Raw genomic sequence first — 23,711 nt, forward strand, 5'->3', positions numbered from 1 at the left:
TTTAGGTATTTTTTGACAGAATAGAGTATTTAAGTGGATATGCAAGCCGGTAATAATTTCCGGCATGAAAAAATTAACGCGAGTTACTTTCATTTTTTTACACACGATATGCCATCGTCTTCACGGTATGGCTTCTCCTTCACTACTGAATGATGCGAACGCTCTGCTCTATTCGGCGAAGAGTTTTACCGCTGCGATGCTCGCATACTATATTGCATTATCAATTGGCCTGGAGCGGCCTTCCTGGGCAATTATCACCGTATATATTGTTTCCCAAACCTCCGTCGGAGCATCGCTAAGCAGAAGTTTGTATCGTCTGGTGGGAACGGTTATTGGCGCTGGCATGACGGTATTAATTGTACCCACGTTCGTGAATTCCCCCGTATTTTGCAGCGTGATACTGGCAGGCTGGATTACATTCTGCCTCTATTTGTCCTTGCTGGAACGTACGCCCCGGGCCTATGGTTTTGTCCTTGCTGGTTACACTGCGAGTCTGATTGGCTTCCCTGCTGTATCCGATCCTGGCGCGATTTTTGACATCGCTATCACTCGGGTACAGGAAATCATGATCGGTATCTTCTGCGCGGCACTTATTCATCGCTATGTATTACCCGCGCGCATCTCAGGCCAGTTCAACAGTAAATTATCGCAGACGCTGCTCGCGGCGCGACAGCGTATCGCAGAGACTTTAACAGGCAAACCCGATCCTGTTTCCTCGCCGCTGCATATGGCACTGGCATTGCAGTTCCTGCAGGGCATCAGCCATCATATCCCTTATGATTTTGCGTTCTCTGTACCGGTCCGGCAAGCGAGAAAAAGGCTTCATGACAGGCTTGCGCGATTAGTCATTGTTAACTGTGAGTTACGTGACCGTTTAGCGCTGATAGCGAAGATACCTTTCGATGTGCAAATTTTAATGGATGATGTTGAGGTCTGGCTGGCCTGCAAAGATGAAGGAAAATTTAAAAGCGAGGGGGAAGCGCTCAAAAAACGCAGTGAAAAATTACTGCAGCGCTATGTCGTACATGAGTTGACGTTTGTAGAAGCACTGCATGTAAGTTTTATGCGCTACCTGACAGAGGCCATTGTCCTCGTGCAGCAGTGCTATCGTCTTTCGGATGCCATTCATCACGCGAATCAGATGCCTGCGCACTCAGAAATGAATACCGTGAAAGGGTATGTATTCCACCGCGATCCTCTTACTGCTGCCCGCACCGCATTGGGCGCTTTCACCATCATTTTGAGCGGCTGCATGGTGTGGATTTTCTCGGCATGGCCTGATGGCGGTACGGCAGTATCTATCCTTGGCGTTTGTTGCACACTGTTTGGCAGCTTCGATACGCCTGCCCCGCATATTGTGAAATACATCATTGGTTCCCTCTGGGGAGTTGTGATAAGCCTGATTTACAGCTTCGTTCTCCTACCGCAAGTCAGTGATTTTATCGTGCTGGTAGTGGTTCTAGCTCCGGTATATCTGCTTGCCGGATCGCTCCAGGCAAGGCCGCCCACCACGTTTATGGCGATGGGGATCACACTGACGCTGCCTATTTTGTGCGAGCTGGGTGCTCATTACAGCGGGGATTTTGCCGTGGCGGTGAATACCTCTATCGCATTATTTTCTGCAACTGGCTTTGCGGTATTCAGCATGGGCTTTCTGCAGACTGTGCAGGCAGATGCGGCAATAAATCGCCTGCTTAAATTATGCCAGCGCGATATTAACCGCAGCGTGAAAGGTGTGTTGAATACTGATGAAACTCTCTGGATCAACCTGATGATCGATCGGGCTGCGTTGATACTGCCACGTTTGCCGCGCAGCGGACAGTCATCAGAACAGGCATTGAATCATCTTTTGCACACCCTGCGTATAGGCCTGTGTGTAATGCGATTACGCCGATGGGATGCGCATGCAGACAAAGAAATAAAAGAGGTTCTCAATTGTCTTACACACTCGACGGATATTAACACCTTACTTGAACGGATTGTCAGCCTGACTGAGCGTAGCCTGTCCGTAGCAGATGAACTATCGCGGCATCATGTTAATCAACTGGTTGATCTGTACTGCGCATTAAGCACTCAGGAAATGGAGCCTGTCGATGATCAATGATTTCAATATTGAGGGCGTTTTTGTACCCGGTCTACTGTTAATTTCCCTCGTCGCGCTCACCTGTACGCTATTACTCGTGCAGCTTTTCTCGCTAAGCAAGGGTTACCGTCGCTTGCCGTTTCGCCCGATGATCGATTTTTCCATCTTTATTATTACTTTTTACCTGTTGTTGCAGGGACTGACCGAACTGGGGTTTTTAAAATGAAATCGTTACTTTCTCTACTGGGCCGCTATTTGCTGACGCTCAGCGCTGTGGCGGTTGCTACGCTTTTGGCTTTTATTCTCTGGAAACATTATGTGCAAACCCCCTGGACCCGCGATGGTCGGGTTCGTGCGGATGTGGTCCAGATTGCGCCGGATGTCTCTGGACCGGTTCTGAATGTGGCCGTCCGCGATAATCAGTGGGTTAATCGGGGCGATGTGCTCTATTCCATTGACCCGCACTGGTTGAGGTTGGCAGTGGTCAGCGCCCAGGCTGATGTTGAGGCGAAACGTCATGAAATGCTGATGCGCCAGGATGCGGCGAGGCGACGCTCTCAGATTAAAGGGGTGATTTCCAGCGAGGATTTACAACAAACAGCCAGCGCAGCCAGCGTCGCTGCGGCTAATTACCACGGTGCACTGGCTGCGCTGGACCTTGCAGAGCTTAACTTATCGCATGCTATTGTTCGGTCACCGGTTACGGGCTATGTCACACATTTGCGGCTTCGCCCTGGTGACTATGCCACAGCGGGAGAAACTAAAGTTTCCATCATTGATGCCAATAGTTTTTGGGTGGTTGGCTATTTTGAAGAGACTAAGTTGCAACATATCCGCACGGGAAATACTGCACACATTACGCTGATGGGATTTAAGCCGGTGATCACGGGTCATGTTGAGAGTATCGGACGCGGAATAGATGATAACAATGACGAGACCGGGGGGCTTGGCCTGCCTAATGTCGAGCCAACCTTTAGCTGGGTGCGGCTCGCGCAGCGTATCCCGGTTCGGATTCATATTGACAGATTGCCGGAGGGAGTTGAATTGGTGGCTGGACTGTCTGCGAGTATATCCATCACACCATAATAAAAAGTATGGTTTCTATTGAGGATTTATGCAGAACTTAGGGATTGTCAGCTCTTGATCTATATGCCTGATGAAAATGTATTTCTAGTAGAGTAATTCTAAGGTTTCGGTTATGAAAAACAGAAAAGATTTTGTAAATAACTTAATTATCTGGATAAACAAAAATATAGAGATGCCACTAAAAATTGATGATGTGGCTATCAGGTCCGGATATTCAAAATGGCATTTGCAGAGACTGTTTTTTTCTGAAACAGGGCAGAGCCTGGGAGGTTTTATCAGAGAGAAAAAATTATGTCTTATTTTAGAGGCTGTTATCACAACAAATGAACCTTTGATAAACATCGCGATGCGATTTGGCTTTGACTCTCAGCAATCATTAACTCGGGCATTCCGAAAAAGATATAATGTCCCACCACACCGGTATAGAAAAAATGCCGTCAATATTAAAAATAACTCTTCTTGGGGGTAAGGTAATTACCCGTATCATAAGGATGAGTTTTTAAATCCTTAGTAAGTATCTGGGTTATGGGTGGGGTTCATCTTGTAATAATGGTCTTAGTACCGCTGTTATAGATTTTTGAAGAAAATAAAAATTCTCATTTATTTCATTGTAAATGAACTTAAGGCTTTCTGTGCAATATGTTTTTTTCATGCTTTTGCATGTGTAAGGTATCGGTTAGTACAGTCTGATTCATTAATTGGAATATAATTACGAACCCATGTATGTATTTAGTAGTTGGATGAGCTAAGGTTAATCTATTTTGTGGATTTTGGATTCGAGCGAACCTATGCAATTCGACTAAACCCTCCTTTAATAAGGAGTGGCTTTAATGTATATGCGTGGTTGCGAGCATTTAAGTACTGTTGCTTGCTTTTACTTTTCTAATGCTTGATAATTGATGATATGTATTGATACCAGTAGTACAGAAATACAATGTCCCTTGAGGTGACAAGGAAAAAAGAGTCAAAAAAACTAATTATGTCCGTATTACTGATTTTAGAGTCCTTAATACGGACATTTGGGTTTGGTAAAATTCACTTGCGTCAATCAGACATTGATGTGGGGGAACCGCGTACGAGTGCAGTTTTTAACTTATCACCACTGAGCCTGTCGGTAATGCCTTCGTCAGATGCCCATTGTTCGAAAATAGATAGTAGTTTGTACGGTTTACTAATTAATGGACGGATGACTTCATTGTTTTTACAGGCCAGCCAGAAAAAACGAGATAGTGGTGTTGATATTCGCGTTGCAGATAATGGGGGCACTCTGCTATTGGTTATGATGTCAATGACTTTATCAAGTTCAGCATGTCGAATAACAAACCAGGCATCCCGAGGTAAAATATGAGCCGGGAAATACTCTTTCCCCAGGTAATTATTTATCCTCTTTGAGAATATCTCTTTATGTACATATGGTGAAATGTTTTTAGGGAGTTGCATAATTTTTTGTGTTATTCTTTCTTCCCATGTCATTTTATCGAATAGTTGAAATGGTTCTCCTTGTAAGCTAACTGTTATGCCATGATTAAAATCAATAGCTCCTGTTACAGGTAATGGTATTTTAAGAGATTGGGAAAGTAATTTTTGTACTAGAACATATTCATATCCAATCAATAGAGTGTCAATCACTCTCTCTGTGGGAATGATATATTTGCCAGTAGTGCTAACAATAAAATTATGTCCTTCAATAAACGCTTTTTTGTCAAGAAGACATAAACGATTTATTGATGACATATCACATGGTCTGAGCCTTACTTTGTAGCTCGATCTCTGTATTTTTCGTAATGTAATTGGCGACTGAAAGTAAATAGAGAGATGAATGCTGCCATGTAATGCATGCCTGTAAATGTCACTTTTTTTTAATCTTCAGTCCTTTTTTATTTATCACTTCGACTGCTTCACGGATAGTCAGCCAGTCAGGCGAACTATAGTTTGTATTTGATAGTGTTTGTTTTTTTGACATAGTGGTTTGCCTCTATTTCTATTTTTTAAAAAAATACCATGAATTTTCCAGTGAAATTAATTTCATGGTGCGGGATCTATTACGTTATAATATTTGGATTATATTGATACGGGGGCTTCTTAGCGTTTCAGTCCCCCATATCCGGCCTCATATTTCGCAGTGATTGAAAAGAAGAACAAATATCAGGTTAAACTAATTCAATTCTCAAACATTATTTAAGTTGAATGGAAGACATTACATAAATCTGTCTGCTCCGCCTGATGCTTCAATTGTCTGTCCAGTAACAAACTGATTCCTCCCAGAAAGTAGGAACGTAGCAATTGCAGCAATATCTTCAGGAAGTCCAAAGCGGCCCACAGGCGTTTTCTCTTTACCCAGTAATGCCATTACCTCTTCGTCTGTTCTGTCAGCCAGTTCAGGACGACGATTGCGAACATTCGGTAGCATGTTCTGCGCCCAGTTATCCGTCGCGACAGCACCCACTCCGATCGCATTGACCAGAATGCCATCCGGAGCCACGCTAAGTGCTAAACTACGGGTCAGGTTGTTGATAGCGGCGCTCAGTGCGTGTGAGACGGTAAGTTGCGGATTAGGGTAGATACCGCCAATGGATGAGATATTGACAATACGCCCCCAGTTTCGTCTCTGCATCCCGGGAATGATTACCTTACAAAAACGTCGCATGGCGGAGAATTTGGTCTCAGTCATTATCTGCCAGTCTTCTTCCGAAGTGGTTAACAGCGTGCCCGCATGAGCTCTTCCGGCATTGTTCACCAGTAAATCAATACGCTGAAAAACTTTTTCCGCTTGTTCAACCACTAAAGAAGGTAGTTTGGGATCAGTCACATCCCCGGCAATAGGCAGCACCGAAACACCGTATTTCTCTGAAATTTTTTTCGCAGCAAGAATCAGCTCAGGTTCTCGTCTGGCCACCATGACTAAATGCACACCATTCACGGCCAATTCTTCACAAATGCTGAAACCAATTCCGGTATGGGCTCCAGTTACCAGAGCCACTTTTCCAGTCAGTTTTAAATCCATTTGTTGCTCCTCAAGTTAAGCACAGTCAATAACATGAGCAGTATTAGTAACAAATCTCTTTTTCAGGAGCTTGTGCATCAGAATTCAGATGTCTGAAAAAAGCGGTCAAAGAGTTGGGTGTCGCCTTTGCTTATACTCCAGACAATATTGAGTTTAGTGCCAGGAGTGGTCAATGCGTTCGGACAATCACGGGCTTTCTTCTACCAGGATTCTTATGCTGGGGATTATTTGTTGTATTGTTGTGGCTAATATTTATTTTAATCAATCTGTCCTGAATTTAATTGCCGGATCATTTCCCAATGAATGGGGAGCTGTTTCTTTGATCCCCATGGTCACCCAGGTAGGCTATGCGGTGGGCTTATTCTTTCTGATCCCCCTGGGCGATTATATTGAACGTCAGCGGCTTATCCTGCGTCAAGCGCAGGTGCTTTTCCTGGCAATGATCGGCATGATGTTATCCCCAACGGCGACAGTGTTGGTGTTCTTCTCCTTCCTTACCGGGATGGCTGCAACAGTAGCTCAACAGATAGTGCCGCTTGCCGCCTCGCTCTCAAGAACTTCTGCACGAGGTAAAACCGTTGGTACGGTGATGAGCGGTGTCCTGGCAGGTATCCTTGCTGGCCGGGCTATCGGAGGCCTTATTGGTCAGTATTTCGGCTGGCGTGGCGTCTTTTTATCCGGCGCGATCATGACATTGCTGGCTATATTTTTCATCTTACGCATTTTGCCTACTCAGTCGTTGTCAACGCCAAAGTTTAACTATCTGGCGGTATTACGTTCATTAGGACTGCTGTGGAAAAACGAGCCGCAGGTGCGTGGTGCAACTCTTACACAAGCAATGCTGTTTGCCTCCTTCAGCGTGCTGTGGACCGTGCTCCCTTTCTGGTTAGCTCATCGCTACGATTACGGTGCAGGGATAACCGGCGCCCTAGCTGCTTTGGGGTTAATCGGTATTCTGTGTGCGCCTCTGGCGGGAAGTTTCAGCGATCGTCAGGGACCATTCCGAATGGTTGTTTTTGGTGTGATACTCATGCTGCTAGCCTGGACTGTTTTTTGGAGATGGAACAGTATTGTGGGTATGGTGGTGGGCATTCTACTACTGGATGCGGGTGAGCAATGTGTACTGATAGCTAATCAGCACACGATTTATTCTTTGCGTCCGGATGCCAGAAACCGTCTTAATACATTATTTATGTGCGTTATGTTTATTGGCGGAGCATGTGGCTCACTGACTGCCACCTGGTTATGGGAGACAACTCATAGCTGGGCGCTGATTTCTTCAGCAGGGGGCGGACTCGTGATCATGGGGATGTTGATAGCCGTAAAACGTAAATATTCAGGCCCCTATTCGGGCACATAGCGCAATAGCACTTCTTACATCCGTCGCATTGTCTGAGTCATCAACATCATGTAAAGCGTCCTGTATCAATTGTTTAGCAGCCCATTTTTCCCCGGCTTCAGCCTGCAATGTCGCCAATGAATAAGCAATACGGAGGGCCCAGCCATGAGCCTGTTGCTGACGCGCTTTGTCCAGGGCCTTCTCCAACAGCAGGCGTTGCTTCCGAGGAGGTAATTGAGTGGCAGAAAGACGCATCAGCTCAGGCGTGCACCAGTTTTCATGATCCTGGCGGGTGGCTCTCAGCGATAACCCGGTATCAATTTCTGACAACAAGGGTGAATATTGCCAATCTAATCCCATCGTCCGCAACGAGCTAAACAGTGTGGTTTGACTAACATCGGTATGACTGAACTGTTTGGCCCAAACAAGAAACAGCTCGCCGTATGTCTTCCAGAAATATAAATCATGCCTTTTTGCCAGATGAATAAGCCAGTTTGCGGCCTTTATAACCCAACGCGGATTACGATCCAGTGCTGCTGTCATACAAGCGCCTTCAGCCAGTGCACAGCAAAGAGAACAGACATGCTGCAAACGAGCGGCTTTTTTAACACCGCGCCATGCCATCTGTTTCGCGGCCTTATACTCACCCTGTAACCAGAGTAAACGAGACAGAAAGGCCTGACCGGCGCTCTCTTGATCAAGACCAAAACGGAAAGAGTGGCTTAATTCACCATGTTCATACCAATCAAGAGATTGCTGGAGATAATCACGCCCGACATCATGACGGCCCAAAAAATGCAGGGATACACCGAGAATACGCAGCCCGGTTGCCATCGCCTCCTCGTCGGTAATGGACCGTGCTAGCTCGCACATAGATTGCGCATGCTCAAGCGCTTTATCCAACTCGCCAGTACGCAGATAATACAACCATAATCCGTAATGTGCCTGTAAACGTATTTCTTTGTCGTCGAGCTTTTCTGCAATTGTCAGCGCGGTTTTCCAGGCTGAATGTGTTTCAGGCGTAGGGCCTTTTGCCCAGGTTGACGCCTTACCTGCTACAGCGCTGAGATTCATTCTCTGGCGTAGCGTTAATACTACCTGCGAAGTATTTTCATAAAGCAGAGGATAAATATGGCGCTGACATTCATCGTATAGTGAATATTCAATCCAAAAAGGGGTCATCGCTTGTAATATCTTAAGCCCCTTAGAAGGATCGGCCCCCTCAGTCAACGTTTGCTGTAATACACTCCGCAAATCATTAAGCATATGGCTATAACGTTCACGCCACTGTCCCGTTGGCAGCATAAACCAATCACCTTGGGCCTCTTCTACCAGAACTTTATAATAACCGGCAAAACGGGCCTCAAGAACAGTATATTCACCCTGTTGCCTGAGTTTATCGCATGCGAACTGGCGCATGGTTTCCAGCAGGCGGAAACGGGTCTCTGGTACCTGAGTACTGACTTGAATCAGGGATAAAGCCAGTAATCTTTGCAGATCGTCAACAACCTGCCAGCGATGCTTGTCTTTAATCAGCAGAAGGTCGCTTACTGATTTCACACTGAACATATCGGTATAGATCCCCAGAGAGCAAAATAATCGTTGTTCACGTGTGTTGAGCAACTGATAAGTCCACTCCAGCGCGGTCAGTATTTTCTGATGTCTGGGCTCCAGAGATCTGTGCGTATTGCTCAATAGCTGGAAACGGTCTTCCAGTCGGCTATAGATCTCTTTGACACTCATGACTGGCAGACGGGAGGCCGCAAGTTCAATCGCCAACGGCAAACCGTCAAGATGACGGCATAACTCGCCAATCAAAGACAGTTCGCTGGCTGATGGATGGTAATCATGTCGATTTGCCTGCCCGCGTTCGATAAAGAGGCGGACACTGGAAAAATTCAGTAACTCGTGGGTATCAGCCTCTTCGCTCTCAGGAACTTGTAATGGTGGTAGTAGATATTGTTGCTCGCCGGCAACCTGCAACGCTACCTGGCTGGTCAACAACAGTTTGATATGGGGAGCCAGGTGCAGGAGCAACGTAATCACTGGTTCAAGTTCATTAATTACATGTTCACAGTTATCAATCAGCAGTAAACATCGACGCCGTGCAAGCTGTTGCCGTGAATCGGCATCATTATGAATGGCAGCTAATGGAAGATGGAGCGCTTGTGAAATAACGGATAGCAAGCTGGATGCTTCGGTGATATGAGCCAGTTCAGCCACACATATTCCATCAGGAAAATGCGTGTGTGTAAGACTGACGACTTCCCATGCCAGACGAGTCTTACCCACGCCCCCTGAGCCTGTAATCGTCACCAGACGGTATTGATCCAATAAGGCGCATAATTCCTGCACAGCTTTATCACGCCCCAGAATCGACGCTAGAAAAGGGGTAATAGCGGGCTCAGGTATTTTTGATTTAGAGAGCGGTTCAGTTGGCGATTTGTTGATATTAAAGCGATAACCACAACCAAATTCAGTAACCAGTAGATGGCGGTCATGTCCCAGTATGCGGCGTATAGCTGAAATTTGTGCCTGAAGATTATTTTCTTCGACGATTTCATTTCCCCACACTTGCGTAAGTAAAGATTCTTTACTTACGGCTTTACCTCTGGCACTCACCAGAACAACCAGAACATCAAAAGCTCTGGCAGAAATTCTTACTGGCTTACCCCGATGTAACAGAATCCTTAGCTGTGGCCAGATTTGCCAGTCAGCAAAGTGAATCTCATCAATTGATATCATAGTGTTGAGATCTTCTGTTTTGAGCATCACGAACTCTCGCTATGGAGTAAGCCATTTCTAACGAAAGCGGTTATCAGAATCAGGCTACATGTTGAATGTGTTGCATCGGAGTATCACTATTCAATACCACTTTTACCGTTAATGATTATAAAGCCAATAGTGCTATGTGGCATAGCTTTGCGATCAAACTGGTGATGAAAACTGAACTTCGACGAACGACCCACGCTGACAATAAGACGACGATTGGCATCCAACGAAGCGATCAAAGGCTAATTATTGCGATGCCGGTCAGCACCACCACTGCACCGGCAATCCGGCGTGCCAGATGATTTTCACGAAACAGCCAGTACGAAAGAAGGGAGCCGACAATAATGGATGTTTCCCTGAGAGGAGCGACGAGTGCCAGTGGCATGCTCTGCATGGCTGTCAGTACAAGGATGTAGGCAAGGGGAGAGCATACAGCAATGATAAGGATTGGGATGATATCCACACGTACAGCAGTTGGAATGCGATTTCGTCGCCGCATCGCACCAGGGGTAAGAATCACACTCTGTAGCAGGAGTGTGCTGGCGTAGTAGCGCACTGGATCCAGGTGCAGAGAGATTACCGAATAACCGTCCCAGAGTGTATAGCCAGCGATGGCGGTGCCTGTCGCTGCCCCCCAAAGCATTCCCTGTAGTGGTCGGCTTCCGCTCCTGAACGGATTGCCGGTGACAACGAAAATACCAGCGATAACGATAAAAGCGCCGATTAAAGCTCCTGGTGAAAGCCGTTCTCCCATGAGAAGGGTTGCAAAAAGTATCGTCAGAACCGGCCCACTTCCCCGGGCAATCGGATAAACAACACCCAGTTCGGCGCGCTCGTAGCCCGCCTGCAAGATGAGAGAATAAGCGATATGAAGTGCAGACGAGATAACTGCGCCGACTGCGAGTCGCCAGTCGAGCTCCTGTTGTCCCTCAACTATCAGAATGAGGCTGAACGGGAGCCACAGCAATGCTGAGGCACAGCTGTACGCCCAGACGAACACAAGTGTGTCTTCCCTCTTGTATTTTGAGGCAATATTCCATACTGCATGAGCTACCGCAGCAGTAAGAATCATCGCAATCGTGCTGAGCTGCATCAGGACATATCCGGCAAATCAATCCCCGCCCGTTCAGCGCGGCGACTTTGTTCTTTATCCCGCAGAGTGAGAGCAGCGACCAGCGTATCAATAACGATGAGCTGGGCCAGTCGACTCCCGGCAGCAGCCATCTGTGCCGGGAGTGGCATTCCGCCAACAATGAGCGACACGTTGGCGAGTGTCGCCAGTGGGGTATCGTACTGGTTAGTTATTGCGATAAGCGATGCTCCGGCCGAGGATGCGGCATCAGCGATGGCGAGTGTGGATGATGTGCGACCTGTTGAACTGACGACGATCATCACGTCGCCTGGACCGAGGAGGCGAGCAGCAATCATCGCTGATAAATAATCCTGGATACTGATGGTTATCACACCAGCCGTTCGCAGACGAAAAACAGCATCAGCGGCAACCGTAGCCGAGGGGCCAGCACCAAATGCAAATACTTGGCGTGCGCTCTGGATTAAATCGACCGCCTCATCAAGGGCGGAGATTTCGATAGCACCGCTGATCGCAGTCAGCGCGTCTACACCAGTACGAACTGATGTTTCCAGCACCGATGCCAACGTCGCATCCGCTGTGAGAACGTCAGGCGGTGCAAAGAATCGGGCAGTACCACGAGCCCGGGCAATCTCTATCTTAAGTTCAGTGAACCCGGTGAACCCGATCGCTCGTGCAGCGCGTATTACTGTCGGCGGTGATACACCAGCACGGGTGGCAACCTGTGCTGTCGTGCTGGTACCGACAAACAAAGGATCGACAAGCAGGAGATCGACAACTTTAGCCTCACTTGCAGCGAGGTCGCCGCTTCGGGCGTGAATGCTGCCAAGCCATTGCTGTAACCGCTGCTCACCTTCTGAAATTCTATTACCAATTTCTTTTTTCATATGTAATATATTACATACCCTTTGTGAAGGGCACAACCACCACGTAAGTAGATTCTGTTGCAAGGAGTCCGCATTCATGAACACTGAAATCAATACGGTTGTCGCTGTTGTGGGGCCAGGTGCCATCGGCACCACAGTCGCGGCGGCGTTACAAGAAGTCGGCCGCACACCATTGCTGTGTGGACGTACTCCCCGCGATCACCTGACGCTGCAAGATGGCGACCGCTTTATCACCGTACCCGGTCCGGTACAGACGAATCCGGCGCAAATCACTCGCAAGGCTGATCTTGTCTTTCTGGCAGTCAAGTCCACACAAATCGACGCGGCAGCAGAATGGCTCAAGTCGTTGATTGGCCCGGAGACGGTTGTCTGCGTGCTCCAGAACGGAGTCGAACAGTTGGACAGGCTCGCTACGTACTCTCTGCCCGGACAGATCGTTCCCGCTGTCGTATGGTTCCCTGCGCAAGCGCAGTCCGATGGCTCGGTACGCTTGCGTGGTGAGGCGCTCCTCAGCGTGCCAGACACACCAGCTTCCCGTGTAGTGGCCGCAGCGCTGCAAGGCACGTGGTGCTCCGTAGACCTGGCCGCAAATTTCAGTTCCCTGGCCTGGCGCAAGCTGATGCAGAATGCGGTGGCTGGACTCATGGCACTCACGCACCGCCGCTCAGGCATGTTCGGCCGCGCTGATATCGCCAGGCTTACGCTGGCTTATTTGCAGGAATGCCTGGCCGTGGCACGTGCAGAGGGCGCTGAACTCGGCGACGAAGTGCCGCAGGAGATCCTCGATAAGTTCCGGGCGGCTCCTGCAGACATGAGCACCTCCATCCTCACGGATCGAGAAGCTGGCCGACCGCTCGAATGGGATATCCGCAACGGCGTCATTGCGCGTCGCGGCCGGGTTCACAGCATTCCAACGCCGATCAGTGATATCCTGGTGCCGCTTCTTGCGGCTGCGAGCGATGGTCCAGGTTGACCCCAGGCAGATGATCACGCTATTACTTCTCTTCTTCCTCGCCTTCGGAGCTGGAGTGCTCAGCGGCGTCGTCGGCACCGGCTCGTCGCTCATCATGCTGCCCGTCCTCATCACTCTGTACGGGCCACGGATCGCGGTACCTGTTATGGCGATTGCGTCCCTGTTCGGCAACATCGGGCGGGTGATTGCCTGGTGGCATGAGATCCGTTGGCGGCCGGTGTTTGCCTATTCGTTGGCGGGAGTTCCTGCGGCTGTGCTCGGGGCGCACACGCTGCTGACGATCTCTCCTGCCACTGTGGACATGTTCCTGGCAGCTTTCTTCCTTGCGATGATCCCGCTGCGCCGCCTCATCAGACGATCGAACCTCAATCTGAACCTCTGGCACCTGAGTTTTGCCGGGGCGATTGTCGGGTTCCTCACGGGGTTCGTGCTGTCCACCGGGCCGCTCAGCGTGCCGGTATTCACCGGGTACGGAATGAGTGGCAGCGCGTTTCTTGGATCGGAGGCGGCAAGCGCTATCCTGCTCTACGCAGGCAAGCTCGGTACATTCGGTATATCGGGCGTCCTTGCACCGGCCGTCATCACACGTGGGTTTGCCATCGGCATCGCATTGCTCGCCGGGTCGATGATTGCGAAACGTCTCGTCCAGCGGCTCCAGATGCACACGTTCGAGTTTCTCATCGATGCGGTTCTTATCGCCGGGGCAGCAGGAATGATCCTCTCCCTAAAATGAAAAGGCACGCCTGTGCTGACGGCGCTACCGGACCGTTTATGCTGACGGCAATCAAGGCGGGTCGACCAAACCCATTCTCTGCGGAGGTGCAGAACGCCTGCTTAGGCGTGTGCTTTTACCACATAATCCTCCAGTGCCAGGGAACCGATGGTTGCATCCTGCTTCTGTGACATCCAAACATTCGTGCGTACTCCCTACTGAACGGCGAATAGCTCTCGTAGCCTCTTGCATACGCAGAGGATCCGACTTTCATCCGCAGGGGCGGGATCATGAGCCGCATTTCCAGCAACCGAATCCAAGTGCTGTGAGAGCATTTTCTGTTTCTTACGTAGCCAACCTTCCAGTGCGTTCGGTTGCGGTATTGCTTTTTCATGGCGGATATCCAGCCTGCCCGCTGCGCTTTTACCCCGGATACTGGCTTCGATGCCGTACAGTTCACCGATGCGATGCAGTGCTTCGGTCGTTATTTCCGACGGGGTGCGCACGTGCACGTCGTGGATTTTCGCTGTGCGTAAGCCCAGCTGTCGCTTCCTTTATATGTCACTCGCGATACAGCTCGTTGAACCCTGCCTTAGCATCTGCCTTCAGCCCCCCTGAACCCGCAATATGCGTCTGCGGGTTCGCGGGCATGGTTTTATCTGTTTCATATGGATACATTTCGAGATCACGTTACCTCCGAAGATATATCCTTACTGATCACTACGAATCCAGTCTAAGGCAGATGCCTGTTCCGGGGATAAGTTGGCAGGTACTAACCATTTGGGGAATGTCCAGGGAGGGGGGGCACTTCAAAAATCCCTCACTTCAAACACCGTTCAGCTCGTTTTGTAATGGCAGATTGAATTTAACCAACTGAACAGAGGAGATAGTCTTACTTCAAGACAAGACAGGTGTCTTAAATAAAAAAAGAAATTTCATCTCAGCTTTCAGGCGAATGTCCGTTCTTAATGGCAAAAGAAATAGCCCAATGAGATAGGCTATTGCTCATCTGCTGTGAAATTGACTGACAGCAATGATACTAAGTGAGATTGCTGTTATTAAAAGGTTTGCCGGAATAATTAGCTAAGATGTTCATACAATTCGTCAATAAAAACTTTATACCGGTTTTCGTTAGCCCGAGAAGGGTCGTACAATAAATGCATTTCCCGTGAGGGAATAGTGAAGTCCTCCAGAACAGGAATGAGTTTTCCCCTGTTGATAAGTTTCCTGAGCCCTTTTTCATAACCAACCAGCACACCTGTGCCCCTTAATGCAGCCTCAAGCATTGCTCCCCAGTCGTTAATCGCCAGGCGAGAGTTTACCATCACTTCAGCAGGTCCTTCATTACTGGCAAAAGGCCAGTAATGGCTTAATCCCGCAGACCAGGGCGCAAAAACCAGACACTCATGATGTTTCAGATCAGAAGGTTGTTCTGGATGACCGTACTTTGTCAGGTATTGAGGAGCTGCGCATACAATAAATCGGTATGGCGGCAACGGTTTTGCCGCAAGCCGGAGTTTCTTATCAAGCTCGCCGATGCGTATCACCAGGTCAAAATCTTCTGAAGCAGGATTAATAACGTCATCAGAAAGAGTAAGTTCAATGCGCATTTGCGGATGGCGCTCAAGAAATATGCTCAAAAAATCCACTAAGACATAACGGCCGAATGTTACCGGCGCATTCAGCCGTAGCGTACCTGCAAGAACCTCGCTCGTACTGCTTGCTTCCCGTTCTGCGCTGTTGATGGCTTGTAAAATTGTTTCACAACGCCTGTAGTACAGCGAGCCTGCCGGCGTCAGGCTTTGCCTGCGCGTCGTTCGGTTAAGCAGACGCGTTTCAAGCTGCTTCTCAAGTGTGGCGATATGGCGGGCCACCATCTGAGGCGATATACCGAGCCGGTCTGCGGCCGCGACAAAAGAGCCTGTCTGAACAACAACAACGAAGGCCCGCATTCCGGTAAGTTTATCCAGCATTCGCTACTCCTGGTTGTTTCAGAACTCAATATTGGCGAATTTTAAAAACTGCTAATACTTATTATGCTTATTTTTTGTCTCATGAACAGGACAGCGAAAATGATGCAGATTTATATAGTCAGAATGGACCATCCGGATGGCACCGGGTGGAATATCTTTGTGCGTGAGCATGTGATTTATCTGAAGGGGCTGATAGAACAGGGCAAACTGTTAGCGTCCGGTCCGCTCAAAAACACGCCGCTGCGGGCGGGATTTCTTATTTTCAGGGCTGAGACGCGCGATGAAGTCCAGTCCATGATCAGTGCGGACCCTTTTGCTCGTGAAGGTCTCATCGCTAAACTTGAAATCCATGAATGGGACCCGTTGTTTGGTCAGCTTGACAGGTATTCAAGCCACAATACGGTCAGTGAGTTGCAGGACTTAATTGGCTGAAAATTTGAGCCACGAGAAAATTACTATCAGTATCCTGTAGTATTCATATACCGGGTATGAGGTGAGTAGCCCCGCCAGTTACTCGCCTCTCTGCCTGACGGTAATTTTTTAAATTTTACAGTCGTACAAATTATTATGAATTATCAGATTGCAGAACTAAACATCATGTGGTTTCCATAAATCGTTATTTTTTTAACAGGCATCTTACGTACTGATTTTTATTCAGGATAAAATCCTATGCGACTTTTTTAGTTACGTAATGATATCTGCCTGTAAGTAGTCCCCTGGCATTCAGAACAGGTCATTCAGAAATGCCTGGTATATAAGTTATTCGCATTTTCTGGACCAGGTATCCGCCGCTGCCAGGGGGAGACTGGCGTTGCTGTACATGATGGTGGGGGAGTTTTACCTGATACGTACGGTAAAACTCTCAGTTACCCACCCGTTATACTTTATAAATTTATTGATGAATCAAAATAAAAACCTCCAGTATGTAATACGATATAAATATCCTTGACTGCGTCGACAGCCATACCTGGTAAATTCAAGGGGCTGTTTCACCCAGATCTATTTATTCCGGCAGGACTTTTTCTGCTGTGATATATACTTTATTTCCCATGCGGGCTTCGGTGATTTTATAATCCCTGTCAGCCTGCTGGCGAATTTTTTTCTTCCGTCTGCTCCGTATCGCCTGTTGCCGTCACGGTTTGAGCACAGACTGAAAAAGGCAGGACTATAGAGACGAATAACAACGTCATGGTAGTTTTCATTGATAATCCCTTGATTAATAATTAAATGGATGACTTAAGCCAGGCTGCGATATTCTGCGTGGGAATATTATTCTGCACGTTCCAGGTGTCGTTCATCGGCCACCACATACCGTCTCCTCGGGCGAAGGCCGCACGATAGCGAAGCATCTGGTCATCCGGGCTGGCCTGCAATTCCTCCAGCAGGGTCGGTAGGGTCAGAACCTTTTTTACAAAGGTTTGTTGTGTCACTCGCTCGACCGTTTCTGCCAGTTCACCATAGGAAGTCGTTTCTCCTGCAACAAACACCACTTCGTTGGCAATACGCGGCTGATGTAGATAAATGTCGGTGGTGAGTCGGCCGATATCTTCCGGAGAAGTTACTGTAACCTGTGTGTCCCATCCCCCCAGCGCATTGATAGTCCGTGCGGATAAATTCACCACATCGAATGCAGGCTCGAAGAGAAAGCTGGTAAACATACCGGTGGAGATAATGATCCATTCGGTGTTGTGTTGTTCTCGCAGTAATGTTCTTACATCATACTGTTCGTCCCAGACCGGCTGGCCGCTGCCTTTGCCGACGACATCGTAGTTAACACCAAACTGCCATGGAAAGTAGCGGTTAACTCCGGCTTCCAGTACTGCGCGGGTAATTTTTATCTGGGTGCCTGCGCCTGCAACAAACCCCATGCAATTGATAACGGTATCAAACTCTTTAAATTGATCCTTCAGGGAGTCCGTTGTGCAGGCGGCGATATCCAGAGGGATTAATTTTGCACCGGCATCCACATATTTTTGATGCGTGGAAGCTCTCAGTTGACCTTGTTCATCCCAGGCACGAGGCGAAACGATAACGCACACAGTGCCCTCGCGCTGAGTGACTGCCGGGAGCAGATGCTGCAGTACAGCCGCCCCGAGTTGTTCGGCACCCAGGACCAGTACTTTTTCACCTGAGTGTAATTTATGCTCTGCCATATTGGTTCCTTATACGCTGTTAGACTTGTTCATTGAGTGGGAGTAAGAGTGTAGTGGCACAGTAAATTTGGCCACCTGATTAAAGGTGATATTCTCACCTCAACACAAAACAGGTGACTTAATGAACAAGAAAACTAAGCGTACTTTCACCCCCGAGTTCAGGATGGAATGTGCACAGCTGATTGTTGATAAGGGCTACTCCTATCGACAAGCCAGTGAAGCGATGAATGTCGGTTCTACCACGCTTGAGAGCTGGGTACGCCAGCTCAGGCGTGAGCGCCAGGGGATTACGCCCTCTGCCACACCTATTACTCCAGACCAGCAACGTATCCGCGAGCTGGAAAAGCAGGTTCGTCGCCTGGAGGAACAGAATACGATATTAAAAAAGGCTACCGCGCTCTTGATGTCCGACTCACTGAACGGTTCACGATAGTTGCCAGACTGAGTGACAGCCACACGGTCGTCAGCCTGTGTTCTGCTCTGGGAATACACCGCAGCAGTTACCGATACTGGCGAAAACGACGCGATACGGTTAATCCGGCGCGAGTCAGGCTGTGCAGCGAAATACGCCGGGCGTGGAATCAGAGCCGGGGCTCAGCAGGGGCGCGTACTCTGGCTGACATGCTGACCCAAAACGGCGTCCCGATGAGCCGTTACCGTGCGGGGCGTCTGATGAAACATCTGAACCTGAGCAGTTGCCAGCCTGGAAAACATCAGTACAAAAATGCCCGTCAGGAGCATACCTGCCTGCCTAATCTGCTCGAGCGTCAGTTCGCTGTGCCCAAGCCAGACCGGGTGTGGTGCGGAGACATTACGTATATCTGGGCCGGAAATCGCTGGTGCTATCTGGCGGTCGTCATGGATCTTTTTGCCCGCAGGGTTATCGGCTGGAGTCTGTCAGTACATGCCGATACCGCACTGATAAGCAGTGCCCTGCGGATGGCCTATGAAACACGTGGTCAACCGCGTGATGTCATGTTCCATAGCGATCAGGGAAGCCAGTATACCGGTCTGAAATATCAACAACTTCTCTGGCGTTACAGAATAAAACAAAGCGTCAGTCGGCGGGGAAACTGCTGGGATAATAGTCCCATGGAACGCTTCTTCCGCAGTCTGAAAACAGAATGGGTACCGGTGAATGGTTACGCAGGCAAGGACGAAGCCCGACAGCAAATTAATGGTTACATATTGAACTACTACAACAGCGTCAGACCTCACCATTATAACGGTGGGTTGACGCCGGAAGAGTCTGAGAACAGGTACCATTTTTACTGTAAAACCGTGGCCAATATTACTTGACCACTACAGAGTAAGGCAGCGATGGACCTTCGATAAGATCACGGAACCGGGTTAGACTATTCGCTGTTATGGGATAATAAACGTGTACAGGCAAGAGAGGACGGGATGGATAAACTGGGAGCAATGCAGGTCTATGTCAGCGTGGTGGACTCGCATGGCCTTGCAAGAGCGGCAGAAGTGCTTGGCCTGCCACGCTCTACGGTTTCCAGGGTTATCCGGGAGCTGGAGTCCTGGCTTGGTATCCAGCTTTTGCAGCGTACTACCCGCAAACTCAGCATCACGGCGGAGGGCCAGCGCTACTACGACGAATGCAAAAGGATCCTGACGGATATTGCGGCCATGGAGTCGTCTTTTCCCACCCGATCTGAGCAGCCAGGAGGCCGTTTCAAAGTGGGGATGCCCCATTCCCTCGCCCGACATTGCATTATCCCCGGGCTCCCGTCGTTTCTCCGCCAGTACCCCGGGCTGGAAGTGATGCTGTGCTCAAGCGATAATGTTGAGGATATCATCAGGGAAGGGTATGACTGCGTGATCCGTACTGGCAGGATCGAAGATTCAACAACCCTGGTTGCCCGCCCACTGCCTGGTTTTACCTGGGTCGTTCTGGCCGCGCCGTCTTATATTGATGCTTTCGGCAAGCCGCAAAAACTGGATGAACTGGAAAAGCATCACGCGGTTGGCTATCTGAATCACCGCACCGGACGCACAACTGAATGGTTTTTTACCCTTGATGGTGGGGATCGGGCGATCCGTATGAGAGAGGTGCTAATCGTTGACGATACCGATGCCTATATTCAGGCCGGGATAGAGGGGGTTGGGTTAATCCGTGTCGCCAGTTATCTGGCTATGCCGTACCTGCAAAGCGGGGAACTGGTCTCCTGTCTGGAGAACAGCACCTCTAAATTACCGCTATCCCTGGTATACCCCTATAGCCGTTATATACCACCGTCAGTTCGCGCTTTTTATGACTGGAGCAGAACGATGTTAAGTCACCCGGATAATCGTCAGTAAAGTAAAAAGAGAGTTAACTTTTTAGCGTACATTTTCATTCTGTTGGCCGTCAGATCCTGCTACGGGATGGATCACAAGACCTGCGTCCTTTTTCATGACAATACATTACCGGCTTTTACCGGTGATGTATTGCCAGCAAGCGCTTGTAGTCAGAATGGAACAACATTCAGTTCATCAGGTCGCGCCATTTTACCATCCTGTCACTAAGGTCAAGCATCTCTCCGTCGACACTGAAACGGCCATCGCCCTGATGGTGGAGCAGGCGCAGTTCCTGCCATGCGCTGTCAAGCCAAATCCGCCGAACTTCCAGCACCCACAGGTTATAGAGCCGCACCTGGCGGTCATCCACCACTCTGCACTCCAGGTTAGCCAGGCATTCATCTACCAGAGGCGCACTGATCGATTGCGCGGCGACGGGCGTCAGGCCGAAACGCGAAAATTTGTCGTCTGTTTCCCCCGAGCAATTACCGATGTCCACAACGGTCTTTGCCATCCCGGCTGGCGGTACAGCCAGAACACATTCCCCTGTATCTGACAGCGCCTGATAGCTGTAATCCCAGGGGCCGATAATCACACCGACCAGCGGTGGGGCATGCTGCATCATCATGTGAAAACCTGCGGTCATCAGATTCGTTCGGCCATCTGTCCCCCTCGTGGATACCAGAATAACGGGACCAGCTTCAAGAATACGGTACGCTTTCTCCGCAGGCAGGCTGTCATGCATGAGATATCCTCCAGAAAGCAAATCAGGGACAGTGTGGTTCACATGTCCCCGGTGAATGGGGTATTACTCTTCAAAATCCGTGGCATCTGACGCACTTCGCCAGACATCAATGTCCTGACTCACTGCATGCATTTTTTGTTCAGCAAGGGTGTTAGCAATCTTACCTGCAAAAAGATGCACGGGTGGGGTGTCAGCACTGGCCGCCTGCAGTATCAGAGAAGCGACTTTATCAGGATTGCCAGCCTGTTTGCCGTCCAGACCGTTCAGATGGAGGTCCAGCGAGGCCTGAGCTTCGGTATAATCAGAGATTGTGCGCTGGGCCACGACCAGCGTCTCCTTTGACAGGAACCCGGTGCGCACCGGTCCTGGATAAACCACTGTGGCTCTGATGTTCAGCTCGGCCAGTTCGGCCGCCAGGGTTTCGGTCAGACCGGCCAGTGCGAATTTGCTGGCGACATAGCTGCCCCAGCCCGCGTAACCGCCCTGAAAGCCCACGATCGACGCCACGTTGAAGATATGGCCGCTGCGCCGCGTACGCATATGCGGCAGGGCATGGCGCAGTACATGCAGGGGAGCAAATACGTTAACATCGAAATTGCGACGCAATTCGCTGTCGGTTAATGCTTCAATGGTGCCCTGCTGGCCGTAGCCTGCGTTGTTGACCACACAGTCAACGCGCCCGAAGGCGGCAATGGTGCTGTCGATGGCTTTTTGAACGCTGGCTTCGTTCACCAGGTCCACCTCCAGCGCCAGCAGTCGCGCGTTATCGTCGCCGAATGCCTGACGCAGACTGGTCAGGGTGCGGGAGGTTGCGGCTACGGCATCGCCTCGCGCCAGTAACTGGCGTGCCAGTGAAAGGCCAATACCACGAGCAGCGCCGGTGATAAACCAGACTTTTGCAGGGGAGGTTTGTTGTTGCATTGATGAAGACTCCTGTTGTTGAAAAATGAATTGCATCACTGAATGGCGACACTCATGCCACCGTCGGCCATAACCACTGCGCCGACAATGTAACTGGCCCTGTCTGACGCCAGAAAGGCTGCTACTTCTGCGATTTCATCGGGGTGGGCTGCACGACCAACAGGCGCTTTACGACCATGCTCTGCCAGATATGCCTGCCCGTCGGGCTGGATTGTATTCGTGATGTTTGTCACCGCATCTCCGGAACCGACTGCATTAACACGAATACCGTGAGCGATAGCCTCCAGCGCGAGTGTGCGGGTTAACTGTGCCAGCGCCCCCTTGGAGGCTGCATAGGCGGCGATACCGGGAAAAGACTGATAACAGGCGTAAGAACCAATATTAACGATTGCACCCGATTTTGCCGCCATCATTGGGCGCATGGCTTCCCTTGAAAAAAGGAATGCCCCCGTGGCATTAACAGCCATGACCTGGTTCCATTCCCTGAGCGTCATTTCTGCCACGGGCTGGTTGATGATGATGCCAGCGTTGTTGATTAAGACGTCGAGGCGACCGAACTGTTCTGTTGCAGTCCGCACGGCCAGTTCCGCACTGGCTTCCTGAGTCACGTCGGCGACAACGGGGACAATGCCTTCACGTGCTAGCGCATTGACATTATCCCCCCGGCCAACTGCGACGATACGAGCGCCCTGGCGGTGCAACAGTTCGACGGTCGCCAGGCCGATACCGCTGGCGGCACCGGTGACAATCGCAACACGGCCTGCAAAGGGCATAGCCCTGGAAAAAGAGCCTGACTCTGACATGAACACTCCTGAATAAATGAAAACATGTTTACGGTTAATGAGGACTGGCCACAGGGCGGACGATGAGTTCGCTGATATCAACGCCAGCGGGTTGTTCGATGGCATAGGCGATTGCCTGCGCCACGGGCTCCGGAGGTAAGGCGATGCGCCGGAATTCGCGCATGGCAGTCCGGGCTGTTTCGTCCGTAATATGATCGGCAAGTTCTGACTCGACCCCCCCCGGGCTGACCAGCGTCACCCGGATCGCGTCGGTCTCCTGTCGCAGTCCGTCAGAAATAGCGCGCACGGCAAACTTGCTGGCGCAATAGACAGCGGCTGTGGGCGAGACCGTATACGCGCCTGTGGAGGCAATATTAATGATGTGGCCATAACCCTGCTCCTGCATGATCGGCAGGACGGCGGCTATTCCGTGCAGAACGCCCCGAACATTGACATCCAGCATGCGGTTCCACTCTTCGACCTTCAACGCTGCCAGCGGTGAGAGTGGCATAACGCCAGCGTTATTTATGAGCGCGTCAATGCGTCCGTGCTTCTCCAGCGCCCTGGCTGCGATGCGTTGCAAATCTTCTGGTTGCGTGACGTCAATTGCCATGGCATCAACATTACCCCCCATTGCCCGCAATTCTGTCGCCAGTGCGGTCAGTTTTTCCATACGTCTGGCACCGATAAACAAATGATGCCCCTTACTGGAAAGATGACGGGCTGTGGCCTCACCTATACCACTACTGGCACCGGTAAGAATGACCACCTTAGACGTTTCTGATACCACTGTTTTCATCACTCCTCCTTGCCTGTCACCGGGCGGGACAGGGAATGTCATTGGAATATCAAACAGGCAGGTATCATAAAGAGAGGGCACATACGACGACAGGCCTGACACT

20 protein-coding genes and 3 pseudogenes are annotated in these 23,711 nt (G+C 49.8%); 10 read left to right on the forward strand and 13 right to left on the reverse strand.

The window, feature by feature from the left end; genetic code table 11:
- Positions 1-64: 64 nt before the first annotated feature.
- The 4 genes from B8P98_RS10005 to B8P98_RS10020 all read left to right on the forward strand — a co-directional run bounded on the left by B8P98_RS10005 (position 65) and on the right by B8P98_RS10020 (position 3,638).
- Entirely contained in the window at positions 65-2,104 is a 2,040-nt protein-coding gene (locus tag B8P98_RS10005; RefSeq protein WP_095032952.1) for an FUSC family protein, read from the forward strand.
- Entirely contained in the window at positions 2,094-2,309 is a 216-nt protein-coding gene (locus B8P98_RS10010; RefSeq protein ID WP_004899298.1) for a DUF1656 domain-containing protein, read from the forward strand. The genes B8P98_RS10005 and B8P98_RS10010 overlap by 11 nt, the downstream gene beginning before the upstream one ends.
- Positions 2,306-3,169: an efflux RND transporter periplasmic adaptor subunit gene (locus tag B8P98_RS10015; protein ID WP_004899294.1), complete on the forward strand. Its 864-nt coding sequence runs from the start codon at positions 2,306-2,308 to the stop codon at positions 3,167-3,169. Before B8P98_RS10010 ends, B8P98_RS10015 begins: the two co-directional genes overlap by 4 nt.
- Before the next feature lie 112 nt (positions 3,170-3,281).
- Complete coding sequence (locus tag B8P98_RS10020; RefSeq protein ID WP_059476402.1) at positions 3,282-3,638, forward strand: helix-turn-helix domain-containing protein; 357 nt, start codon at positions 3,282-3,284, stop codon at positions 3,636-3,638.
- A gap of 575 nt (positions 3,639-4,213) precedes the next feature.
- On the opposite strand, the pseudogene B8P98_RS10025 reads toward B8P98_RS10020, so the two are convergent.
- Positions 4,214-5,132 (reverse strand): annotated as a pseudogene (locus B8P98_RS10025) (hypothetical protein).
- A 234-nt stretch (positions 5,133-5,366) separates the two neighbouring features.
- A complete protein-coding gene (locus tag B8P98_RS10030; protein WP_016530710.1) occupies positions 5,367-6,173 on the reverse strand; it encodes an SDR family NAD(P)-dependent oxidoreductase in 807 nt (268 codons plus the stop codon).
- Positions 6,174-6,345: 172 nt separating this feature from the next.
- On the opposite strand from B8P98_RS10030, the gene B8P98_RS10035 reads away from it, so the two are divergent.
- Positions 6,346-7,533 (forward strand): MFS transporter, encoded by a 1,188-nt coding sequence (locus B8P98_RS10035; RefSeq protein ID WP_095032953.1) that lies wholly within the window; start codon positions 6,346-6,348, stop codon positions 7,531-7,533.
- On the opposite strand, the gene B8P98_RS10040 is transcribed toward B8P98_RS10035, so the two are convergent.
- The 3 genes from B8P98_RS10040 to B8P98_RS10050 all read right to left on the reverse strand — a co-directional run bounded on the left by B8P98_RS10040 (position 7,510) and on the right by B8P98_RS10050 (position 12,261).
- Positions 7,510-10,284, reverse strand: coding sequence for a winged helix-turn-helix domain-containing protein (locus B8P98_RS10040; protein WP_095032954.1), 2,775 nt, complete (start codon positions 10,282-10,284; stop codon positions 7,510-7,512). The two genes, B8P98_RS10035 and B8P98_RS10040, sit on opposite strands and share 24 nt — an antisense overlap.
- Positions 10,285-10,519: 235 nt before the next feature.
- Complete coding sequence (locus B8P98_RS10045; RefSeq protein WP_095032955.1) at positions 10,520-11,377, reverse strand: DMT family transporter; 858 nt, start codon at positions 11,375-11,377, stop codon at positions 10,520-10,522.
- Positions 11,377-12,261 carry a MurR/RpiR family transcriptional regulator gene (locus B8P98_RS10050; protein WP_095032956.1) on the reverse strand — a complete coding sequence of 295 codons (885 nt, stop codon included), beginning with the start codon at positions 12,259-12,261 and terminating at the stop codon, positions 11,377-11,379. The genes B8P98_RS10045 and B8P98_RS10050 overlap by 1 nt, the downstream gene beginning before the upstream one ends.
- A 76-nt stretch (positions 12,262-12,337) precedes the next feature.
- Between B8P98_RS10050 and B8P98_RS10055 the strand changes: the two genes are divergently transcribed.
- Positions 12,338-13,234 carry an oxidoreductase gene (locus B8P98_RS10055; protein ID WP_095032957.1) on the forward strand — a complete coding sequence of 299 codons (897 nt, stop codon included), beginning with the start codon at positions 12,338-12,340 and terminating at the stop codon, positions 13,232-13,234.
- Positions 13,235-13,244: 10 nt separating this feature from the next.
- The gene (locus B8P98_RS10060) at positions 13,245-13,967 is read left to right on the forward strand and encodes a sulfite exporter TauE/SafE family protein (protein ID WP_095033623.1); all 723 of its coding nucleotides are present in this window, start codon (positions 13,245-13,247) and stop codon (positions 13,965-13,967) included.
- A 299-nt stretch (positions 13,968-14,266) separates the two neighbouring features.
- Here B8P98_RS10060 and B8P98_RS31585 read toward each other — a convergent pair.
- Positions 14,267-14,588, reverse strand: a pseudogene (locus tag B8P98_RS31585) (IS66 family transposase); the annotation flags it as partial.
- A gap of 437 nt (positions 14,589-15,025) precedes the next feature.
- The gene (locus B8P98_RS10065) at positions 15,026-15,919 is read right to left on the reverse strand and encodes a LysR family transcriptional regulator (protein ID WP_095032958.1); all 894 of its coding nucleotides are present in this window, start codon (positions 15,917-15,919) and stop codon (positions 15,026-15,028) included.
- A 99-nt stretch (positions 15,920-16,018) separates the two neighbouring features.
- Between B8P98_RS10065 and B8P98_RS10070 the strand changes: the two genes are divergently transcribed.
- Positions 16,019-16,351, forward strand: a complete 333-nt coding sequence (locus tag B8P98_RS10070) for a YciI family protein (RefSeq protein ID WP_227542025.1) — start codon at positions 16,019-16,021, stop codon at positions 16,349-16,351.
- Between the two features lie 571 nt (positions 16,352-16,922).
- On the opposite strand, the pseudogene B8P98_RS31590 reads toward B8P98_RS10070, so the two are convergent.
- Positions 16,923-17,121: pseudogene (locus B8P98_RS31590) on the reverse strand (DUF1471 domain-containing protein).
- Positions 17,122-17,142: 21 nt separating this feature from the next.
- The gene (locus tag B8P98_RS10080; RefSeq protein ID WP_095032959.1) at positions 17,143-18,072 is read right to left on the reverse strand and encodes an aromatic alcohol reductase; all 930 of its coding nucleotides are present in this window, start codon (positions 18,070-18,072) and stop codon (positions 17,143-17,145) included.
- Positions 18,073-18,157: 85 nt separating this feature from the next.
- Here B8P98_RS10080 and B8P98_RS10085 point away from each other — a divergent pair.
- Positions 18,158-19,371 (forward strand): IS3 family transposase gene (locus tag B8P98_RS10085; RefSeq protein ID WP_095032960.1). Its coding sequence is split into 2 segments (ribosomal slippage): positions 18,158-18,452 and positions 18,452-19,371, totalling 1,215 coding nucleotides; the frame shifts between segments, so codons are not numbered across the junction.
- Positions 19,372-19,476: 105 nt separating this feature from the next.
- Complete coding sequence (locus B8P98_RS10090) at positions 19,477-20,382, forward strand: LysR family transcriptional regulator (RefSeq protein WP_095032961.1); 906 nt, start codon at positions 19,477-19,479, stop codon at positions 20,380-20,382.
- A 166-nt stretch (positions 20,383-20,548) separates the two neighbouring features.
- Here B8P98_RS10090 and B8P98_RS10095 read toward each other — a convergent pair whose 3' ends face one another.
- From B8P98_RS10095 to B8P98_RS10110, 4 genes are all read right to left on the reverse strand, one after another.
- A complete protein-coding gene (locus B8P98_RS10095) occupies positions 20,549-21,106 on the reverse strand; it encodes a flavin reductase family protein (protein WP_080896646.1) in 558 nt (185 codons plus the stop codon).
- A 63-nt stretch (positions 21,107-21,169) separates the two neighbouring features.
- Positions 21,170-22,027 (reverse strand): SDR family oxidoreductase, encoded by an 858-nt coding sequence (locus B8P98_RS10100; protein WP_080924911.1) that lies wholly within the window; start codon positions 22,025-22,027, stop codon positions 21,170-21,172.
- A 35-nt stretch (positions 22,028-22,062) separates the two neighbouring features.
- Complete coding sequence (locus B8P98_RS10105) at positions 22,063-22,830, reverse strand: SDR family NAD(P)-dependent oxidoreductase (protein ID WP_020078425.1); 768 nt, start codon at positions 22,828-22,830, stop codon at positions 22,063-22,065.
- Between the two features lie 34 nt (positions 22,831-22,864).
- A complete protein-coding gene (locus B8P98_RS10110; protein WP_095032962.1) occupies positions 22,865-23,608 on the reverse strand; it encodes an SDR family oxidoreductase in 744 nt (247 codons plus the stop codon).
- Positions 23,609-23,711: the final 103 nt, after the last annotated feature.

The sequence above is a fragment of the Klebsiella quasivariicola genome (assembly GCF_002269255.1).
GTDB lineage: Bacteria > Pseudomonadota > Gammaproteobacteria > Enterobacterales > Enterobacteriaceae > Klebsiella > Klebsiella quasivariicola.

Excerpts from the sequence above, each read along its gene's own strand:
- B8P98_RS10005 (WP_095032952.1), top strand. The coding sequence starts at position 65 with ATGAAAAAATTAACGCGAGTTACTTTCATTTTTTTACACACGATATGC.
- B8P98_RS10010 (WP_004899298.1), top strand. The coding sequence starts at position 2,094 with ATGATCAATGATTTCAATATTGAGGGCGTTTTTGTACCCGGTCTACTG.
- B8P98_RS10015 (WP_004899294.1), top strand. The coding sequence starts at position 2,306 with ATGAAATCGTTACTTTCTCTACTGGGCCGCTATTTGCTGACGCTCAGC.
- B8P98_RS10020 (WP_059476402.1), top strand. The coding sequence starts at position 3,282 with ATGAAAAACAGAAAAGATTTTGTAAATAACTTAATTATCTGGATAAAC.
- B8P98_RS10030 (WP_016530710.1), bottom strand. The coding sequence starts at position 6,173 with ATGGATTTAAAACTGACTGGAAAAGTGGCTCTGGTAACTGGAGCCCAT.
- B8P98_RS10035 (WP_095032953.1), top strand. The coding sequence starts at position 6,346 with ATGCGTTCGGACAATCACGGGCTTTCTTCTACCAGGATTCTTATGCTG.
- B8P98_RS10040 (WP_095032954.1), bottom strand. The coding sequence starts at position 10,284 with ATGCTCAAAACAGAAGATCTCAACACTATGATATCAATTGATGAGATT.
- B8P98_RS10045 (WP_095032955.1), bottom strand. The coding sequence starts at position 11,377 with ATGCAGCTCAGCACGATTGCGATGATTCTTACTGCTGCGGTAGCTCAT.
- B8P98_RS10050 (WP_095032956.1), bottom strand. The coding sequence starts at position 12,261 with ATGAAAAAAGAAATTGGTAATAGAATTTCAGAAGGTGAGCAGCGGTTA.
- B8P98_RS10055 (WP_095032957.1), top strand. The coding sequence starts at position 12,338 with ATGAACACTGAAATCAATACGGTTGTCGCTGTTGTGGGGCCAGGTGCC.
- B8P98_RS10060 (WP_095033623.1), top strand. The coding sequence starts at position 13,245 with ATGATCACGCTATTACTTCTCTTCTTCCTCGCCTTCGGAGCTGGAGTG.
- B8P98_RS10065 (WP_095032958.1), bottom strand. The coding sequence starts at position 15,919 with ATGCTGGATAAACTTACCGGAATGCGGGCCTTCGTTGTTGTTGTTCAG.
- B8P98_RS10070 (WP_227542025.1), top strand. The coding sequence starts at position 16,019 with ATGATGCAGATTTATATAGTCAGAATGGACCATCCGGATGGCACCGGG.
- B8P98_RS10080 (WP_095032959.1), bottom strand. The coding sequence starts at position 18,072 with ATGGCAGAGCATAAATTACACTCAGGTGAAAAAGTACTGGTCCTGGGT.
- B8P98_RS10090 (WP_095032961.1), top strand. The coding sequence starts at position 19,477 with ATGGATAAACTGGGAGCAATGCAGGTCTATGTCAGCGTGGTGGACTCG.
- B8P98_RS10095 (WP_080896646.1), bottom strand. The coding sequence starts at position 21,106 with ATGCATGACAGCCTGCCTGCGGAGAAAGCGTACCGTATTCTTGAAGCT.
- B8P98_RS10100 (WP_080924911.1), bottom strand. The coding sequence starts at position 22,027 with ATGCAACAACAAACCTCCCCTGCAAAAGTCTGGTTTATCACCGGCGCT.
- B8P98_RS10105 (WP_020078425.1), bottom strand. The coding sequence starts at position 22,830 with ATGTCAGAGTCAGGCTCTTTTTCCAGGGCTATGCCCTTTGCAGGCCGT.
- B8P98_RS10110 (WP_095032962.1), bottom strand. The coding sequence starts at position 23,608 with ATGAAAACAGTGGTATCAGAAACGTCTAAGGTGGTCATTCTTACCGGT.